17 protein-coding genes are annotated in these 19,637 nt (G+C 45.6%); 9 read left to right on the top strand and 8 right to left on the bottom strand.

Annotation, left to right across the window (positions count from 1 at the left end):
- The first annotated feature begins 78 nt into the window (after positions 1-78).
- Positions 79-711: a LysE family translocator gene (locus RS891_RS10465; RefSeq protein WP_113052735.1), complete on the top strand. Its 633-nt coding sequence runs from the start codon at positions 79-81 to the stop codon at positions 709-711.
- Between the two features lie 94 nt (positions 712-805).
- Here the strand turns inward: RS891_RS10465 and RS891_RS10460 are convergent, their stop codons facing one another.
- Positions 806-1,621, bottom strand: a complete 816-nt coding sequence (locus tag RS891_RS10460) for an HAD hydrolase family protein (protein WP_315795230.1) — start codon at positions 1,619-1,621, stop codon at positions 806-808.
- A 74-nt stretch (positions 1,622-1,695) separates the two neighbouring features.
- Between RS891_RS10460 and RS891_RS10455 the strand changes: the two genes are divergently transcribed.
- Complete coding sequence (locus RS891_RS10455; RefSeq protein WP_315795229.1) at positions 1,696-2,385, top strand: Crp/Fnr family transcriptional regulator; 690 nt, start codon at positions 1,696-1,698, stop codon at positions 2,383-2,385.
- Between the two features lie 51 nt (positions 2,386-2,436).
- A complete protein-coding gene (msrA, locus tag RS891_RS10450; RefSeq protein WP_024629294.1) occupies positions 2,437-2,952 on the top strand; it encodes a peptide-methionine (S)-S-oxide reductase MsrA in 516 nt (171 codons plus the stop codon).
- Between the two features lie 52 nt (positions 2,953-3,004).
- On the opposite strand, the gene RS891_RS10445 is transcribed toward msrA, so the two are convergent.
- The gene (locus RS891_RS10445) at positions 3,005-3,655 is read right to left on the bottom strand and encodes an HAD-IA family hydrolase (RefSeq protein WP_315795228.1); all 651 of its coding nucleotides are present in this window, start codon (positions 3,653-3,655) and stop codon (positions 3,005-3,007) included.
- A 232-nt stretch (positions 3,656-3,887) separates the two neighbouring features.
- Here RS891_RS10445 and RS891_RS10440 point away from each other — a divergent pair, with 232 nt between their 5' ends.
- The 3 genes from RS891_RS10440 to RS891_RS10430 all read left to right on the top strand — a co-directional run bounded on the left by RS891_RS10440 (position 3,888) and on the right by RS891_RS10430 (position 8,116).
- The gene (locus tag RS891_RS10440; protein WP_315795227.1) at positions 3,888-5,648 is read left to right on the top strand and encodes a DEAD/DEAH box helicase; all 1,761 of its coding nucleotides are present in this window, start codon (positions 3,888-3,890) and stop codon (positions 5,646-5,648) included.
- 2 nt (positions 5,649-5,650) lie between these two features.
- Entirely contained in the window at positions 5,651-6,880 is a 1,230-nt protein-coding gene (locus RS891_RS10435; RefSeq protein ID WP_315795226.1) for a YqhG family protein, read from the top strand.
- Between the two features lie 183 nt (positions 6,881-7,063).
- Entirely contained in the window at positions 7,064-8,116 is a 1,053-nt protein-coding gene (locus tag RS891_RS10430; protein ID WP_315795225.1) for a hypothetical protein, read from the top strand.
- Between the two features lie 95 nt (positions 8,117-8,211).
- Here the strand turns inward: RS891_RS10430 and RS891_RS10425 are convergent, their stop codons facing one another.
- Positions 8,212-8,436, bottom strand: a complete 225-nt coding sequence (locus tag RS891_RS10425) for a YqzE family protein (RefSeq protein WP_113052742.1) — start codon at positions 8,434-8,436, stop codon at positions 8,212-8,214.
- Positions 8,437-8,631: 195 nt separating this feature from the next.
- Here RS891_RS10425 and RS891_RS10420 point away from each other — a divergent pair, with 195 nt between their 5' ends.
- Positions 8,632-9,405, top strand: coding sequence for an N-acetylmuramoyl-L-alanine amidase family protein (locus RS891_RS10420; RefSeq protein ID WP_315795224.1), 774 nt, complete (start codon positions 8,632-8,634; stop codon positions 9,403-9,405).
- On the opposite strand, the gene RS891_RS10415 is transcribed toward RS891_RS10420, so the two are convergent.
- Both RS891_RS10415 and RS891_RS10410 read right to left on the bottom strand, forming a co-directional pair.
- Positions 9,380-10,327, bottom strand: a complete 948-nt coding sequence (locus RS891_RS10415) for a divergent polysaccharide deacetylase family protein (protein WP_315795223.1) — start codon at positions 10,325-10,327, stop codon at positions 9,380-9,382. The two genes, RS891_RS10420 and RS891_RS10415, sit on opposite strands and share 26 nt — an antisense overlap.
- Before the next feature lie 76 nt (positions 10,328-10,403).
- Positions 10,404-11,300, bottom strand: a complete 897-nt coding sequence (locus tag RS891_RS10410) for an AraC family transcriptional regulator (protein WP_315795222.1) — start codon at positions 11,298-11,300, stop codon at positions 10,404-10,406.
- A 210-nt stretch (positions 11,301-11,510) separates the two neighbouring features.
- Between RS891_RS10410 and RS891_RS10405 the strand changes: the two genes are divergently transcribed.
- On the top strand, positions 11,511-13,949 hold the full coding sequence (locus tag RS891_RS10405) for a glycosyl hydrolase family 95 catalytic domain-containing protein (RefSeq protein WP_315795221.1): 2,439 nt from the start codon (positions 11,511-11,513) through the stop codon (positions 13,947-13,949).
- An 82-nt stretch (positions 13,950-14,031) separates the two neighbouring features.
- Here the strand turns inward: RS891_RS10405 and RS891_RS10400 are convergent, their stop codons facing one another.
- From RS891_RS10400 to RS891_RS10390, 3 genes are all read right to left on the bottom strand, one after another.
- Complete coding sequence (locus RS891_RS10400; protein ID WP_113052746.1) at positions 14,032-15,636, bottom strand: extracellular solute-binding protein; 1,605 nt, start codon at positions 15,634-15,636, stop codon at positions 14,032-14,034.
- A 132-nt stretch (positions 15,637-15,768) separates the two neighbouring features.
- A complete protein-coding gene (locus RS891_RS10395) occupies positions 15,769-16,659 on the bottom strand; it encodes a carbohydrate ABC transporter permease (RefSeq protein ID WP_076289391.1) in 891 nt (296 codons plus the stop codon).
- A 28-nt stretch (positions 16,660-16,687) separates the two neighbouring features.
- Positions 16,688-17,644, bottom strand: a complete 957-nt coding sequence (locus RS891_RS10390; RefSeq protein WP_076289390.1) for an ABC transporter permease — start codon at positions 17,642-17,644, stop codon at positions 16,688-16,690.
- A gap of 222 nt (positions 17,645-17,866) precedes the next feature.
- On the opposite strand from RS891_RS10390, the gene RS891_RS10385 reads away from it, so the two are divergent.
- Positions 17,867-19,624 (top strand): cache domain-containing sensor histidine kinase, encoded by a 1,758-nt coding sequence (locus RS891_RS10385; protein ID WP_181586524.1) that lies wholly within the window; start codon positions 17,867-17,869, stop codon positions 19,622-19,624.
- Positions 19,625-19,637: the final 13 nt, after the last annotated feature.

Below are 19,637 nucleotides of genomic sequence, written 5' to 3'. Positions count from 1 at the left end.
GATAGGTGTATTAAATTAAAAAATACATTTTTACTTTACAACAGTAAGATGAATCAACTGAGATGAAAGGGATGTGAAATGGAAGTTTATCTAAAATATTTCTTGATTGGTCTTGCCATTGCCATGCCAGTCGGAGCAATTACTGTAGAAATGACAAAGCAAGGTTTGAAAAATGGGTTTATCCACGGATGGGCAGTTGGGCTCGGTGGGATGACGATTGATGTTACGCTTATACTCGCCATGTACTTTGGCTTCGCTTCTGTACTGGCCTTGCCGTATGTGCAGATCCCGCTTTGGCTGGTAGGTGCAGGATTTCTGGCCTATCTGGGCTACGATTCCATTAAGAATGCGGATAAAGATATTACTCCTGCAGACGAAAAGACACAGAAATCATTCTTTAGTACATATCGCAATGGGTTACTTGTCGCCGTATCTCCAGGGAATCTGATTTTTTGGGTTTCCGTATTCGGTGCAGTGTTATCTGATTCCTATAGCTCAGCACATTCAGCCAGCTTTGCTATCGCAGCATGCGGCGTAATGAGTGGTATTCTAATTCACGATTTGGGGCTTTTGTCGGTGGTGTCGGTTACTAGAAGAGTAATGAGTCGCTCCATGATTCGCTGGGTTTCCGTCATAGCCGGAATACTGCTATTTGGATTTTCCCTATACTTCCTCTATGAGTTCATCATGGGGATCATCAGTTACGTTTAGAAGAGAGAGGCTTGTTATGAGAAAGAAGGAGTCCACTAATGGCGGACTCCTTCTTGATTTTTAGATTATCTCTAATGCTAAATCCCGTTAGTGATCATCCTGTTGCACTATCTTCGACCTCTACCTTTGACTCGTCAAATATACTGCTTTCTTCTTCCAATCTTTCTGCAATTTCAATAATTTTGTCCATGACATTCTTCTCTTGGCTCTCTACCCTTTCACTCGCAATCTGAGCTAGCTTCTCATGTTGTCCCACACAAATGGAACGACTCGCATACTCAAACATGGGAATATCATTCGCATCATTTCCAAAAGCAATGAAATCATGGGAAAAGACCCCAAGTGCTTGCAGTCCTGTCCATTTATTCACGCCCTCAGGACTAATATCGATGATATTCTCTGTTCCATGCATGTAGGTCACCACATGAAGGTTCCGTAACGCCTCAAGCATCTCCTGGTGATTACGGCTGCTTAGGACGACCACCTTCACAATCTGGGTTAATTCCTCCAGCAATATGTTCTTCGCTCTGCACTCGGGGTCCAGATTGGTTCGAATAGGATGCTCCGGGTTGCCTGAATAACAGTAATCCCATTGACAATCAATGAGATACTCTGCTTCATGCTGCTTCAATAACGTCAGTATATGGTCCGCAATGGATGCTTCCAAATAAACTGTGGAAACCTCAAGCCCACTGCGATACACAAACCCTCCATTACCCCCTACCATCGGGAAATGCTGCATATGGACGGGCAGAATAGGCAATAAATCACGGATTGGTCGTGCAGATGCAAAAATAAGTTCATGACCTTTCTCCATGAGAAAGTCCAATGTCTGTACCATTTCACTGGTTAACGGTTTCCCCTGAAAACAGATCGTTCCATCCAGATCAAACACAAATTTCATCATCATTCCCCCTCGTTTTTCTAATCATATCAAGTTCATATATAATGAAAAGGACCGATGTCCATTTGAGGTGAAAAAAAATGAAAATGTACAGGGAATATGAAAAAATACAATCTTACATGTCCCTTTTTAATTTGGAACAAATCTTTGCCGACGCTGCTTTGCTTCCCATTCAGCTTCGGGAATATGATTCAGATGAATATGTTCTTTCCGAAGGCAATGAGTTGGATGGTCTTTACTTTCAAGTGGAAGGTCTGACCAGAGTCTCCTCAAGTGTCGAGACTGGTAAGTCTCTTTTGCTGCGTTTCTGCCACCCCTTGTCTATCTTTGGTGATATTGAATTGATTCAGAAAGTGGTTGTACAGTCACAGGTGCAGGCTGTGCAGCCCTCCAAATTCCTGTTTTTAGACATAGAATTCGTTGAACGAAAATTAATGCAGGATTATCGTTTTTTGAATGAAATGCTCAAACATCTGTCCTATAAACTGCAGACATGTACAGCGGCATCCCGAATCAACTCACTATCCTCCGTTGAAGAACGGTTCGCTATCTATTTGATGTCCACTCGTCTGCCCAAAGAGTTTGGCAAGGAAATAAGCACGCCTCACATTCCGGAAATAGCATCCGTAATCGGTACAACACCCCGACACTTAAATCGCCTCATTCAGAAACTGTCCGATCTGGAAATCCTGTGCAAAAAAAGAAAAGGTTTTGTGGTGCTCGATTGGGGGCGGGTGGATGAACTATCAAATGGATTGCGTTATGACTAGCTTTCATAGTAATCTTGATTAAACACAACTGAGAAATGGGGAATAGCAGTGATCGAAAAAGCAACGTTTGCCGGGGGATGTTTCTGGTGTATGGTAAGTCCTTTTGAAGAGCAACCCGGCATTCACGGAATTATATCCGGATACATGGGTGGAACCGTAGAAAACCCTACATATGAGCAAGTATTGACCGGGGAAACAGGACATTTGGAAGTTGTGCAAATCTCGTTTGATCCAGCCATTTTCCCGTATGAGAAATTGCTTGAGCTTTACTGGCCACAGATCGATCCGACAGATGCAACAGGTCAGGGTAATGATCGTAAGAGCCAATATCGGGCTGCCATTCTGTATCACAATGAAGAACAACGCCAATTGGCCCTGAAATCACGAGAGGAACTCGGCAAAACAGGCCGATTCGATAAACCTGTTGTTACTGCCATTGAGGAAGCCTCCGTATTTTATCCGGCAGAAGAATATCATCAAAATTTCCACCGCAAAGATCCAAAATATTATAAAGAATCCCGGATTTATTCCGGACGCGATGAAATTATTAAGAAATATTGGAGTTAATCTCTTTAAATCGTAAAGCGGCCACATGGGCCGCTTTTTTGTTGCATCCATTTTACAGTACACCGATTAAGGTCTTCAACTCCTCGATGCTGTCAATAACCCGATCCGCCTGAGCTAATTCATCGGCTTGAGCAAAGTCAAAATTACACCCAATGGACATTAAATCATTATCCTTCGCCGCCTTAATGTCAGACAATCGATCCCCAATGACCATTCCATGAGTGATCTTATATTTCTCCACGATGTAGCGTACGAGATCAGACTTATTTTGTGATGCAATCTGCTGTATGCTGAATGTTTCCGTTACCCAATCATCCAAATGATAATAGGTTACGATGGCATTTAAATATTCGACTTGTCCATTACTCGCTATGTATATCGGTATACTCTTATCTTTGCAGTATTGAAAGAACTCTTCTACGTACGGGTACAGGGCACCATGGCCTGCCTCGATATTCGCAATCAACTTCTCATGAAACCATTCATTTGCTTGTTGTCTGATCTGGTCCGAGTATCCGGGCAATAAATTCTTCCAGACGACGGGCAGAGGAACTCCCATAATTTCACGGTACTTTTCTATTGGCGTATCCTGCTCCCACAATCCCTTTGATCTTAGATGATTAAACGTATTATGCAGAGAAGTTTCCAATATTCGATCTGTTTGAAATAACGTGCCATCCATATCAAAAATCAATGAAATCATAAACAGATTCGCCCTCCTTTATTTCCAAAATATATAGTGAGATACTATGGTCACTTTACATAGGTAAAGCACTATCCCTCAACATACGTGAATACCTGTCATTTGACAACCCTTCCAGATTTCTCGACTGGAACCACCTCTTATTCCAAGGTCGGTTATGAACTGCCTCTCATTCGTCCATACTATTACCTACGAATAAACCGTCATCACGAATGGCAGGGGAGGAAGCACCATGAACCGGAGAAACCCGCATCAAATTAATCAACCTGCATCAGAACTGCCCGTTCCGCTTGAATTCGATCGCAGCTGGATCAACCAACTGGAGTCCAGACTCGACAAAGGCGGCCCTTGGGGCGATTACAGACTCTTTCAACTTGGCATTCAAGCCGAAGAGACCAATCTGATTCCCAACTTTGATGAAATCCAATGTCTGAAGCATTTACAGGGACTCACCCCTCTTCCACACCAGATGGATACTGCACGCAGAGTACTGTTCGAAATGTCAGGCCGTGCCATTCTCGCCGACGAAGTTGGACTTGGCAAAACGATTGAAGCTGGCCTGATTTTGAAAGAATATATAGTTCGTGGACTCGTATCCAAAGTGCTCATTCTCGTGCCAGCGTCCCTTGTATTGCAATGGGTCCGAGAGCTGAATTCCAAATTTGGGATCCCTGCGGTTGCACAGAAAAAGGCGTATTCCTGGCAAAATGAAATTGTGGTTGCCTCCATGGATACAGCTAAGCGTGATCCGCATAAGGACCTGCTGCTGAATACGGATTACGACATGATTATTATCGATGAGGCTCATAAGCTCAAAAATAAAAAAACGACCAACTATCAATTCATGCTGAAATTGCGAAAAAAATATTGCCTGCTGCTTACGGCTACCCCGGTGCAGAATGACATGAGCGAACTGTTCAACCTCATTAACCTGCTCAAGCCAGGACAGCTTGGCCGTCAGGGTGATTTTGCAGCCAACTTTGTCGTCGACAAACGTATTCCAAAAAATCAGGAGCAGCTCAAGGATGAGTTGTCCAAAGTCATGATCCGTAACCGTCGTGGTGAAGGACCTGTTCAATTTACCAAACGGAACGTGTCCAATGTGAATTTGCAGCTTTCGCCCGAAGAACAGGCCCTTTACGATGGGGTGACTTCCTTTGTGAAGGATCAGTATCAGGAAGCGGGCGGCAATCTGAGCAGCATGCTTTCTCTTGTAACGTTGCAGCGCGAAGTATGCAGCAGCCGGGATGCTGTGTTTGTGACGTTGGTCAATCTGTCGAAGAAACTTCCTTTGGACTCCCCACTGCGAGATAAGATTTGGGAGCTCGTTGCCCATATTAAAGCGATCAAGGAAAATACAAAGGCTGAAAAAACGATGGAACTCGTTCGTAACATGAATGAGAAGGTTATTATTTTCACCGAATACCGCGCCACGCAAGAGTATTTGCTCAATTATTTTCGCAACAACGGCCTGACCGCAGTTCCCTACCGGGGCGGCATGAACCGGGGTAAAAAAGACTGGATGATGGACCTCTTCCGCGGCCGTGTGCAGGCAATGATTGCAACCGAGGCGGGCGGCGAGGGTATCAACCTGCAATTTTGCCATCACATGATCAACTTTGACCTGCCCTGGAATCCCATGCGTGTCGAGCAGCGGATCGGTCGCGTACACCGATTGGGACAACAGAATGATGTGAATATCTACAACCTTTCGACGACAGGCACAATCGAGGAGCATATTCTGAATCTGCTTCATGAGAAGATCAATATGTTCGAGATGGTCATTGGTGGATTGGATGTCATTCTGGAGCGGTTGGAGAAGAAGGAATCGATTGAAAAAAGTTTGTACAAAATCATGCTTGAATCACAAAACGAAGAGGATATCCGCCGTAAAATGGACTCGCTTGGACAATCGCTGAACTCCATTCAGCGCGAAGTCGCAGATGAGGTACCCGCCGTATCCGGGCTTGACATTCGCAAAGGAGGCCTCTGATCATGACCATGTCCCCCCATGAAGTGCAGGCGTATGTGCTCACTTACCTGGAAACACTCGATTGTCAGATTATGGAGCGTTCCCCTGCCCATGTTACGGTAAAGCTTTCACCTGAAGCCGACAAGGCGTTAACCAACCGTCCATATTATTGGGGATTTGTGGAGCGAACAGGAGCACCTGCGGAGACGATGTCCTTTACATTCGTCTTCGATCCGGATGCCTATCAGCAAGCGTTGGAGGCTGAAGAAGCAAAAGCTGCACAGTTAGCTCCCCCAGCCTCACCAGGTGCTGGTTCTGGTACGCCCGAAGCTCCCAAAGAGACTATTCTAGGTCGGTACTTCGGCATTGTCCCTTCTCTGCCTCAGCTGGGACCCGGACGAATTTTGAAAGAAGATGTTGTATATGGCAGCCGCAGGTTGCAGCAAATCTTCAATGCAGCGCGTGAAGGCGGCGCATTCGTGAACCTGTTCGAACAGGCTGCAAAAAGGCAATTGCGCGCTACCGCACCAGCAGTATACGAGCCATGGCTTGGTGTGTGTTTTAAAGTGGAATTCGCCTGTGATCTAAAAAAAGAGGAACTTCATTTTATCGGCATCTCCCTCAGAACAGGGGAAATTGTGGAGAAGTTCGGCTCGAAACTGAACAGACGTGACCTTAGTCCAAGGCTGGCTGAGAATATGCATGTACAGACCGCCAAAGTATCGTTATCGGATGCCGGGGCAGCTCTGGAATCCCATTTGACCAACCGCTTGCTGGAACTCGACTATAGCTGGGCTGAGAAAGCCAAAGAACGGCTTGACCTGGAGCTTGCTGTTGTGGATACGTACTATGAAGCAGTTCTTAGAGAGGACACCCCTGAGGTAGACGTAGATACAATCTCTGCCTCCAGCACAAGCAGTAGTTCAAAGGATCAGCATCATGCAGGGACTGGACCATCTGCTCAAATTCAGACTTCCCACTCCGGCCCTTCCCGTATCCTGAATACACGTCTGCATCCCTTTGAACCAAATAGTGTGACAACCGGATCAGATGTCGAACTCGCGGCTGAAGCTCCTGTTCAGGCAGAACCAGAACCAGAAACGGACACGGAACAGGATAAAGCCCGCCAAGCGGTCATGGACCGGGAAGCCATGAAGCTGCAATACGAGACACGCCGTACCGAGATGATCTGGCAATATGAGCCCAAAGTGAAGGTTACCGCGATAAGTAGCGGCATGTTTCATTTAAGATAGACGACGAAGACACTACTTTTCCCGCAAATGACGGCAAAAGTAGTGTTTATTCATGACTGGCAGTCCGACAGGTTGCAGCAACCTTTGCATAACCTGTCCTCTAGAATGGAACTAGAAACGATGACGCAGCGAAAATGGAATCCGTTTTGTCAGGATATGTACCCCAGAAAAGTAGGTGTTAGCATGAAACGACCCTTCCTCAAGGGATGGAACGTGATTAGCCGCCGTATAACCGGAATTGTAATTTGCCTTCTATGTTTAATCACCCTGCTCCCCTTATTGCAAGCTGAAGGTGCTGGAATTCAAAATGCATTTAGGTCCGTACTCCCCACTACAATGGCCACAAGTTCGGCGGAACTTCATTCCGACACATTGGCTCCTAATGCAGTACAAAAATTTGCTCGCGAGCAAGCCATCATTCTAAGTACGGAACATGAAGGGAACCATTGGGATCATGCTCAATTGGACTTTTATCCCCTCGGTCCAGGCACACGCAGCTGGTTGGTATACGCTAATGTTGGAGAGTCACCCGTTGGTTATATGATCATTTCAGCTAATGATCAAGGACAATTTCAGCTGAGCGAGTATGGTCAGGGAGAACAACGACCATACAACTTTTCCTTGTTGGATCAAGCTCTCAATCGACAGCAACTGGACTTGAAAGAGGTAATTACTAACGGAGGAGGACTTCAATTGCGTTATGCGCCTCCCCTGCTCACTTATTGGAAAGTGGAAAGGCCTAACCATGATACAATCTATATAGACGCAACCAACGGGGATGCTCTACCAACGGGTGTTCTGAGTGCACTGGATAGGGACTCACAGCAGGCTACGAATCGAATGAAGTCCATAAGGTCAATATCTGTACAAGCTGTCGTGATAACGCCCGAAGATTCACCACAAGTCTCCTCGTTGTCCGTTGACTCCATGGATCTGCAACCTCTGTTCGATCCCGCGGACAATCTGTTATGGATCACGTCAAAAGCACTTTCGATCAGCGGTGTAAAGACATTGAATCAGCATTGGAAAGAGCATAAAAAGATCATTTTCTCTGCAGATCAGCAAAATGTCTTATATGGCGGTCCTTTGCCTGTCAGTGGTTATCAAATCTGGCGTGACGACCGTGGAACAGTTCAAAAACAATATGTAGCTATAGGCGGGAATACTTCGGTAAGGCGATTTGTACCTCTTCAGACCTTGCTGCGCGATGGGCACTTCTATGCCGTGAAACCGTGAACGATCCTCACAACAAATAAGACGCCTTCCTCTGGTTTTTGACAGGAATGCGTCTTTTTCTTTGGAAGAAACTAACTACTACGTTGGTGCTTGATTTACCCTTTACCTGAAGAGCTTCTTTTCTGCATTTCCCTCTGCGAATTCATCGCTTTTTCCTTTTTTCCAACCCATAGAGATACGGCAAAAGGAATCATTCCAAACCACTTCATTGTCCACGGCTCTTTGGCTTTGGTGCGTCCTTTACGCTCATCCTTCGGAGTATCGATATAATGAACGACTCGCTCTGTAATGTATTTCACCAATTCATCACTTTTGGCCATAAACTCTGCCTCCCTTAGCTCCGGCAAAGCCGGGGCTTATGTTATCTCTATTGTGTGCAGAAGGGATCATCAATAAACATTTTTTTTGCTGCAATGAGTATGAAAAACAGAAGAATGCACAGTCTAATGCCAAAGGTATCCATTCACTCACTTTATGGCATAAGATGCCTATTTCAAGAAGGAGCGTGTATTCTCATGTATAAGCTGCTGGCCGCATCGATGGCACTGCTAATCAGCATCAGTTCCATTCCCCTGACCTCCCATGCCAGCGCGGCGACATTCGCCCTGACCGATCTGTCTTCATTGCATTCACAGCAATCACCCATAAGCCCATCCATGCTGCCGGTAACCGATGGAGATGCCTATCACTCCACTCATCATGCGTTTGCAGCGCCTGTCATCCTTCTGGACGTTGGTCATGGCGGCATTGACGGTGGAACAACAGACCATGGGGTACTGGAAAAAGACATCAATCTAGCCATTAGCCAAAAGGTGTATCTCCTGCTTCGCAGCAAGGGTTATGCAGTCATCATCAACCGACTCGGCGATTATGCGCTGAGTGACGAGAATCGCTGGTTAAACAGTCGCTCACGCCATCGTAGAGATTTGGCTCAGCGCAAAAGCCTTAGTGAAGAGGTCAGCACTGACATCGTGGTCAGTATCCATGCCAATTGGAGTCCAAGATCATCCGCGCGAGGACCGGTCGTTTTACATCAGAACGAAGGACGAAGCTACATGCTCGCAAGTTCCATTCAGAATCAGCTTAATCAATTGTACAAGACGGATCGTGATGTTGTATGGGGCAAGCCCTTTTACCTGTTAAATCACGTGAAGCAACCCGCTGTAATTGTTGAAACCGGATTTCTGAGCAATGCACACGATCGCGCAATGATCAGCGACCCCGGCGAACAGAAACGGCTTGCACAGTCCATTGCTAATGGCATTATTTATTATCTGTCGGCAGTTTAGGCTCAGCTTGCCAATGCCACACATCTCGAACCAGATCGCTAATACCGACGAACTCAATCTGACCTTTGAGTCGAGATACGGATTCATGAACGACAGCAGAGGTATTTAATCCGGTATGACCAACGTGACCGATCACTACACACACATCTTTGTCAAGAGCACGTTGGGCTGCCAAATCCATTTGCTTGCGTATTTGTTGTTTGGAATTGTGGTCATCCAGAAAAATATCGTTGCCCACTGGTGGCATGTTTTTGGTGATGGCCAATTCCCCTACCACAGAGCGAAAATTGGTTCGACTATCCACAAAAAACAACCCACGTTCTCGACATACATCCAATACAATGGACATGATGCGTTTATCAGACGTAATCTTGGAACCCATGTGGTTGTTCATGCCGACAGCATAAGGAACTTCATCAATGGCTTTCTCGACTCGATCACGCACTTCTTCATCCGTCAGGTTGGATGTGATTGCACCTGGGCCGAGCCATTCCGGTCTGCCCTTTTTGGGCTCCATTGGCATGTGAACAATCACATCCATTCCTTTTTCATGTGCGGCAATCGCATCTTTCTTCGTCGTTTGCAAGAATGGCATCACGGCCAGTGTGAGTTTAACCGGGGTCGCCAAAATTTCAGAAGTTCCCTTCATGTCATTCCCCGCATCATCAATGATGATCGCCATTCGTTTAGGATGCGATTTGTCTGTCGGAGTTTGTGATAACTGACCTGAAGTTGAACCAGGTACTTGTACTGATGTCTGCTCCATTAAAATTTGCTTTGGCGTCTGCCCTGAAGGTATCTGTGGTTCTGCACTGCTGGCAGAGAGGCCTACACCGTGAACCATGAATATCGTACTTGTGAGTACCACTGTCATTTTAAATTTCCAGGTGAAGGACCACCCTTTTCGTCCGGCCTTATTCATCCATCGTTCCCTCCTTTGTTCTGTCCCATCATTATTTGAACAATGAAGGGGGAATATGTAGACAAAAAAAGCCTGTTCATTCCAATGGATCGCTTGAGGCCCTAGTGTTGGACTGACTTAAGCGATACTGGCGCGGAGCCTGACCTGTCCGTTGCTGAAAGAGGCGGGAGAAGTAATGAACCGAGCTAAAGTGATATTTCTCTGCAATTTGAGTGATACTTAATGTGGTGTGAAGCAAATCGTACTTCGCCCGCCCAATACGAAAGTAATTCATATACTTATTGGGAGAGTATCCGGTAGACTTCCTGAACAGCTCAAAAAAATGCCCTCGGCTCATATTGAGGTTTTTGTAATAGCTATCCAATGGCTTGGGCGCTCCATGAAGTAAGTCCTGCTCCATAATTTTAAGCATATGAGATATCCGGCGGTCAGGGATTACATAGTCACTTCCCATACAGCAGTTCAGAAAATAATCGAGAAACGTCTGGAAATTACGCTGAATCATCAAGCTCCACATAAAAGTCTGCTCATTGGTGTATGACCCGCTTTTATAAAAATCCTCGAAAAGATCCTGCCAAATCTGCAGAGATTCCACCTTTGATATTTCTTTAAGCGCATAGGGAAAGGTCGGACCCACAAAAGCTTGCTGTAACACCTTTGGCGGATAACAGACCGGACAGGCCGTATCAAATACATCTTTTCGCTCCACATAATGCCAATCAAAATAACAACACAGGTGAACCATAGGGTTATCCGAATCAGCCACCCATTCATGCAGTTGCCCTGCTGGAATATAGATCAGCGAACCGGGACCAAGCCTGCTGCTTTTTCCCTTTGTACTTAATATCCCATACCCTTCGCTGATCAAGTAAATAGAGCTGGTATAACAAATTCGCGGAGAACTCGACTGTCCCTTCGCAAAAGGGTATCGGGTCGCCAAATATACATAGGGATGCAAGGAAGCAAAATTCATTGGAAGTTTCCTTTCAAGTCAAGTTTGTCTCGATGTTAACCTTTCATCTCCCTAACCGAAAGGTACATTTGGGGATTAAAGGTACATATCAGCAGAGCACCAATTGATCTGACGATCGTGCAAATCATGGACGTCTTGCTAAATACAGCAAACTGCTGTTCAGATACAGTAATAACTGTACATCGCAAGACTTCATAAGGAGGACGACTCATGCAGAAGAATGATAAGCAACCGAAAAGAAGACACGAGATAAACAAGAACAGAGGCTATGAACTTGCCAAGCAGCATCCCATTTCCTTCATTGGTCCTGCACCGGATTTTTTTGAAGGCGCACTACTGGGCAATGGGGGACTAGGTATTGTCGTAACAACCCGCCCTGACGCTGTGATGCTCCATTTTGGGCACAACAATGTATGGGATATCCGTCTCGCCGAAGAACACCGTGAAGAGCTGATGACTTTCCAAGAAGTATATGAAAGATTAGCTGCTCTGCCAGCAGATTTGACGCAATTGACGGATCATCCGTGGTACAAACAGTATTGTGAGATAGCCGGGCAAAATTACAGTAAAGCTTATCCCAAGCCCATGCCCTGCGGGTCACTGCTGCTGCGGTATGATCGGCGAAAGGCCGAAGTCATCGGCCATACCATGGATATTGCCAATGGCCTTTGCACGATTGATTTCCTGATCAATGGCGAACCTGCTGTATTCGAACTCTTTGTAGAAGGCGAGCACGACCGGGTCTGGATGAAGGTAAGTGATCCGGCGACGGGTACTCTGATTCATTTATTCGAGGAGATCAAGCTGATTCCCGATCCCGAAACACCGCCTGAATTTCCCCAAGCAGCAGTCGTAACCAGCGAAATTACGGGTAGACAGTCATTTACGCAAATTTTGCCGCATGTTGAGCATCCCGCTGTGCCCTATATTACACATAAAAAAGATAGAGCTTTCCGGCTCGCTGTTCGCTCGTCTGGATTAACTGCAATGAAAGAACATGCTTTGCATCATCAGAAGCCCGCAGTCAACAGCTCTCCTCTGGGAGAACCTGAACTTGGCTTTTTAGCCTGTGCAGAGCTGTGGGAAGGCCTTTATAGTGAACTGAATAATGAGGCTAACCCGCCAGAACTATCTTTCTTTAGTCAAGCTAAAGAAGAATCCAATGCAATGTGGCGTGATTATTGGAGCCGCTCCTCCGTCGCTCTGCAAGATGAATTTCTGGAGCGTATCTGGTACCACAATCTGTACTTTTTTAATTGTGCCGTGAAAGAGGGCGTTACCTGTCCAGGTCTATTCGCCAACTGGAGCTATCGTACCATCGGTGCTGACTGGCATGGGGACTACCACATGAATTACAACACGCAGCAGCCATTTTGGCTCGCATTCTCCAGCAACCATCTCGACAAACATCTTCCCTACGTGGATATGGTTGATCATGTACTTCCTGTCAGCCGAGCGTGGGCACGTGATTATTACGGATTGAGCGGTGCTTACTTCCCCCACTCAGCCTATCCTGTTGAAATGTCCATGATGCCATATCCTGTCCCGCATTGGGGATGGGAAATCTGTGAAACGCCATGGACCGTACAAAGTCTATGGTGGCACTATCTGTATTCCATGGACGAGACGTTCCTTCGTAATCGTGCATTTCAACCCATCAAGGAAGCCGTGCTGTTCATGGTCCATTACATGAATCGTCCCGAATCACAGGGTGAACGCTGGGGAGATGGTAATTATCACATTTTTCCGACGGTGGTGCCGGAGCTATATGAGATTTCACCCGGCTTTGCCAAAAACAAAGACTGTCTGATTGACCTCACACTAACGCGATTTCTGTTCAATGCGTTCACCCAGGCTTGCGATGTCCTTGAAAGGACGGAATCCGAGCAGGATCTGCTAGAGAAAGTAAAAGAGATTTTGAGCCATTTCCCTTCTTATCCCACAGCCGAATCTCGCTACGGTTCAGTCTTTGTGTCGGTGGAGGGTGAAGATCCTGATGTGGTATATAACGTCCCCATTCCTATTACGACCGTATTTCCAGGTGAAGATCACGGGCTTCATTCGTCAGAGGAGGACTACCAGACCGCAGTGAACTCCTACCTTAATCACCGCAACGAAGGCGGGAATGAACTGGTATTCTATCATCTTGCCGGAGCCCGGCTTGGCGTGTTGGATTTGGAACGCTTCAAGCGTCAAATCCAGTATTGTCTGCTACCAAACGGTACTTGCACAGATCGGGTCCTGATGAGCGGTGGTCGCTATGCTGACACGGAGAACTTCGATTTCATGTCCCGGATGGGTATCTGGTTTGAAAATTTCTCCCTGCCTGCCGTTATCAATGAATGCCTTCTTCAAAGTTATAATGGAAACCTGCGTTTCTTTCCCAACTGGCCGAAAGGACAAAAAGCAGAGTTCCACACCCTACGTGCAGTGGGTGGCTTCCTTGTCAGTGCGGCTTTCGCGGATGGGGAGACAGATTGGATCGAGATTGAGAGCCAAGCTGGTACTTCCCTAACCTTCTATATCCCTTGGGCAGAAGGGGCATTATGTACCGTTTCTTCTGGCGAGCAATATATGCTGCCTGGTCATGTTGGCAAGATCTCTACAGTAGCAGGGGATTTCATCTCCATTGTTAAAGCAACGGTTTAGCTCATCTTTTAGAATGTCTCCACAAATAAGAAGCGCCCCGGATTATCCCAGGACGCTTCTTATTATCAAATTTACACTTCAATTACTTGGAAGACCACAGTTCCATACGCTGAGCATATTTCTCGTTAATGATATCTTCCACTTTCTCATCGCCAGCCTTCTTCATATCCTCCAGCATCTTGTCAAATACGGAGTTGGCTTCAGCTTCACTTGGAGCAATAATGGCTCTCGTAATGCTCTGATCCATAATATCCTTCACCTTCTGGGCCGTCAGTGCTTGAGGTGTTCCCCCATCCGGATTCAAGTTATCATACTGTGCTGTATCCCATACGGAATCTCCAAGACTCTTGAGGGCCAATTCATCCACTTCACTACGTTGGAATTTAACAGCCATGTCATATGGCTGTCCATTTGGATCCAGACCATTTTTGACAAACCATAACCATTTACGAACGCCACTTTTCTTCACCGTATCATCCCAGTTATCCTTGAAACTCTGCAGGAATGCAGGGTCTGGTTGTCGCTTGCCATCCACCATGGTGTATTGCTCGCCTTCCTTGCCCCACAACAGCAAATGCTGTCCTTCATCACTCGCCAGATAATTAAACAGCTTAACGGTCTCTTCTGGGTGCTTGTTATTTTTGGTAATAGCAATCGCATCCCATCCAAGCGAGCTTCTTGGGCCAAATGTAGTTTGGGCCGGATCTACACCTGGAGCAACAACCTTATATGCGAACAACTGATTCTTTTCCCCGCCATCCTTCTTCAGGGCCGCATTGCCGTTACCTGGGTCCCAATATGCTCCTGGGGTAGCGAATACCGCGCCAGTTGTCAGCTTTTGAATCCATGTCTGCGTTTTGCTAATGGCAAATTCCTTCTCAATCAGACCTTCTCTATATAAACGATTCATATATAAGAGCATTTCACGATATTTGGGGTCCTTTACATCATATTGCAGACGTCCGTTGTTGTCATAATACGTTTTTAAACCCCACATGCCTTTGAATGTTCCCAGATTCGCGCCCATGTTTTCACCGTTCATCGTCATGGGAATGGACTCTTTGCCATCAATCGTATTATATTTTTCTTTGAAATTTTTCAGGAGTGCTTCAAACTCGTCCGTTGTGAGTGGCTGTGAACCATCTGCTTTGTCAGGAAGAAATTCTTCCAACAGGTTTTGTCTCATCAGCATACCGAAGACCGGATCACTGTCGAGTCCATACCAGTTTGCCAGATAGTAGTTTTTGCCGTCTGTATAACGGGTTTTGGTCAACGTTTCGCCATACATTTCTTTCAGATCAGAACCATACTTTTCAATTAACTCATCCAGTGGAATGAATGCGCCGCTTGAAATATATTTATCGAGGGAAGCATCTCCCCGGCTCATGACCACCACATCCGGATAGTCACCACTGGCAAGCATCAGGCTCAGTTTTTCCGTTGGATTACCCGTTGGCTGTTGTATGGAAATCTCTATGCCTGTCTTTTTGGTAATTTCCTGGGCAACCGCATCGGTAAAAGGTTCTCCTTTGGTATTACCATCAAACCAGGTCAGCGTAATCGGCCCTTGTTCCGCATCTTTACCCGCTGTATTGTTCTCCCCATCATTGGAAGAGCAGCCCGCAAGCAAACCAACGACTAATGCAGCCGTAATCCCCATGGTCATCCATTTTTTTGTCTTTGTCATTGACACCCTAATTCCTCCCTATGAATAAATTCCTGTAGTGATTGATTGAGCATTTCCAAAACGATCTTTGCCCACCCCCTCTCAGGAGAGGCCACCGGACAAGCCCTTCCTGCAACCGGATTATGGAATAGATTAACTCTTCACCGCTCCCAAAGTCATGCCTTTAACAAAGTATTTTTGCAGGAACGGATACACCATAACGATTGGTAAGGTGGCTACCATCGTTGCAGCCATTCGAATGGTATCGCTGGAAACGGCATTTCGTTTGGCCGAGTTGGCCAGCATTTGCGTTTGTGAAATCATGCCGCCAGTCTGAAATTGATTCAATATTTTGACAAGTACGGCTTGTAAGGTCTTCAGGTCCGAGCTGTAGGTGAACGCATAGGAATCAAACCAGGCATTCCAATGCCCAATCGCTTGAAAAAGGCCCACGGTTGCAAGTACAGGTGTTGTCAGCGGCATCACAATCCGGAAGAAAATTGTCAGATCGTTAGCGCCATCAACCCTCGCCGATTCTTCAATCTCATGGGGAAGCTGCTCCATAAAGGTACGGACAATAATCATATAGAAGACATTCATCAAACTTGGCAAAATGAACACCGAAAATGTATCGATCATGTTCAGCGCCTTAAGCACCATGTAGAACGGAATGAGCCCGCCACTGAAATACATGGTAAAGATAAAATACAGGTTCCAGCCTTTGCGACCAACCAGATTCCGCCGACTTAGCGGATACGCAAGCATCGTAATGACGAGAACCGATAGCGGTGCGCCAATCAGCGTTCGTTTGACGGTTACCCACAGCCCGTTTAAAATCTCACTATCTTTCAAAATCTGCTGATAGCTGTCCAAGGTCAAGTCCCTCGGCCACAAGTAAACGCCGCCCCGTACCGTATCCTCCGCGCTGTTCAATGAAAGAACGAGTATATTCCAAAACGGAAGAAATGTAACCAGTAATACGAGAATAAGAATGAAATACACAATAATTTTGAAAATACGATCCCCGAATCTGTTCAGAATCATCACAAGCGCTCCCCTCTGTCTTTTATAGTTAGAACAACGCCTGGTCGTTCACTTTTCTGGAAATCCGGTTCACGATGAGAACAAGAATAAAGGCAACAACGGATTTGAACATCCCCACAGCAGCCCCATATGAGAACATGCTGTTCTGTAGTCCGTATTTGTAGGCATAAATATCAATTACTTCCGAGTATTCAAGTACGGTATTATTTTGCAGCAGGTATTGCTGTTCGAATCCTGCATTCAAGATGCCTCCGACCGCAAGAATAGCCAATATGACAATTGTAGGGCGCATGGATGGCAGCGTAATATGCCACATTTGCTTAAATCGGCTGGCTCCGTCCACCCTGGCCGCTTCGTAGAGCTCCGGATTAATGGAAGCGATTGCGGCGAGATACATTATGGCGCTGAAACCCATCTCTTTCCACATGTTCGACAGTGCGATAATCCACCAGAATAGTGGCCCGTTCTGCAAAAATGCGACTGGTTCTTTAACGATGCCGAGCAGAACCAGAATATTGTTAAGCATTCCATCCGAAGCCAGAAGCGTAATTACAATGTTCGCTGCAATAACCCATGAGATAAAATGCGGCAGATAAGAAACCGTCTGTACAAACCGTTTGAAAAATCCCTGTCTCGCTTCATTCAACACAAGCGCGAGAATGATTGGAGCAGGAAATCCGAAGAACAACGTCAGCAAGCTTGTCGCAAGCGTATTACGCATAACCCGATAGAAATCCCCTGTAGTAAAGAAATACTCAAACCACTGGAAACCTACAAACTCGGCATGGAAGAACTGGTAGAAAAACGATCCCCCACCCGGCTGATAATTCGTAAACGCCATATATAGTCCAAACATCGGACCATAGGAAAATAGCAATGTCGCAATGAAGGCAGGAAGCATAAGCACGAATAACCATTTTTGCTCTTTTAGTCTGCTTATCAGATTATTGCTCCTGACTGTTTTGATAGCGCTTACCTTATGCATTAAATACCCTCCCTTTTTCTATACAGCAGCATGGCCAGCCATATCTTGATCAACTTCTCTCCTATTTATCATAAATTTGACGCAGATTGCTTGCCATAGTCGAATTCTCCGAAAGATACCGCTTTTTAAAGATGTTTTTGTAAAAAGAGAGGATTGGATTTACATATTCACTCTGCTATGATGAACTGTGCAACGAATAATCAGTCAAGAGAGGGCTATCTAATGCGCCAATTTTATCGAAAATACATATACATGCCTTTTGTTAACCTGAGCTTTCGTTCCAAACTATTTATGGTATTTGTACTAGTTACCATCATTCCGATGATGCTACTGGTTTATTTTTCCTATGAACTTACCAAAACGAAACTTACCGAGCAGATCTACATCAACATGACGAACTCAACAGCTCAGATCACTAAAAATCTGGAGAATAAACTGGATAGCTACGAACATATCTCCGCCTCCATTTATTTGGATAATCGTCTTGCCAATTACCTTACGAACGAGTATCAGGATGATCCATCCTATTTGGACGTCTATAACTACATTGGCAATCGAATCGACACCGTGATGGCTGCCTACCCTGATTTTGATAGCGCATTCATTTATTCGGACAATCCATCACTGCCCAAAGACAATTATTATATCCGGCCGATTACACCCGAAGTTCAGAACACGGAGTTGTTCCACAAATTGCAACAATCCTATGGGAACATTATTCATCTCTCATCGCCGCAGACTGAGAATGGTCCCGCCATGTTTACACTTGCCCGGTTGCTGAACAACAATAGTAATCAGTACCCCTATGGGATGCTGGTCTTTCAAATTTCCGAGTCTGTCATCTACTCTCTCATGGAAAAAGAAGCAGGTGGCAAAGATATCTTTATTATCAATGACAAAGGTATTATTCTTTCTTCAGCGGACAAGCAGTTAATCAACACAAGCTTGCCCGAATTGCTTCATCAGAATTTTGACGAGACGTCTTCAGGCAGATTTGATACAACGTATCAAGGCGTGAAGGCTCTGGCGGTTTATAATACGCTCAAAAACGGCTGGAAGACGGTATCCATCTTCCCTTACGACAGTATTATCAAAGATGCCAAATCTCTCTCTCAGCTTATTATCAAAATTTCACTGGGCTTCATCGGCGTGGCGCTGTTGCTCATTTATATTACCGCATCGCTGTTCAGCAAACGCATCAGGACGTTAATACGGATGATTCGGCGCATTGAACGGGGGGATTTCAATCCTACCCATGAGGAACAAATGGGCAATGATGAGATAGGACAGCTTCACTTTGCTTTTGAGCAGATGACAACCCGGTTGAAAAGTCTGGTTACGGAAGTCTACCAGAAGGAGCTACAGAGCAAGGAAGCCGAACTTGATCTGCTTCAAGCTCAGATCAATCCTCACTTTCTGTATAATACACTCGGCTCGATCTCCTCTTTGGCCGTAAAGCATCAGGATCCCCAGATTCAGGATATGGTCCTTCATCTGGCCAAGTTTTATCGGATATCCCTGAATAAAGGTAAGAGCATCCTGACGATCAATGAGGAATTGAAACTGACGCAGAGCTATAACGCCATACAACTTATTCGATTTAAGGGTAAGCTGAATATCATCTACACGATAGATCAATCGATTCTGCCCTACTCGACCGTAAAGCTTGCGTTACAGCCTTTTGTGGAGAATGCAGTGATTCATGCACTTTGGAACCAGGATCGGCCCCTAAATATCCATATCAAGGGCGTCATCGAGAACAATAGTATCATCTTATCTGTTATAGACGATGGAATGGGCATGCGGCGTAAGACGCTTCAGTCTCTGTTTGAAGAGAAAGAAGGACGAGGCTATGGCATTTCAAATGTGGATCGGAGAATTAAGCTGAAGTTCGGTGAATATTACGGTGTTAAAGTGTATAGCAAACTAGGCATGGGAACCACGGTCCAAATTCGTCTGCCACAAAAAGAGATCACATAAAAAAGGAGTGCGA

Origin of the sequence: Paenibacillus sp. BIC5C1 (genome assembly GCF_032399705.1) — a bacterium.
GTDB classification, from domain to species: Bacteria; Bacillota; Bacilli; order Paenibacillales; family Paenibacillaceae; genus Paenibacillus; species Paenibacillus taichungensis_A.
The sequence above is the reverse complement of the archived record's forward strand: the minus strand, read 5'-3'. Positions and strand labels throughout refer to the sequence as shown.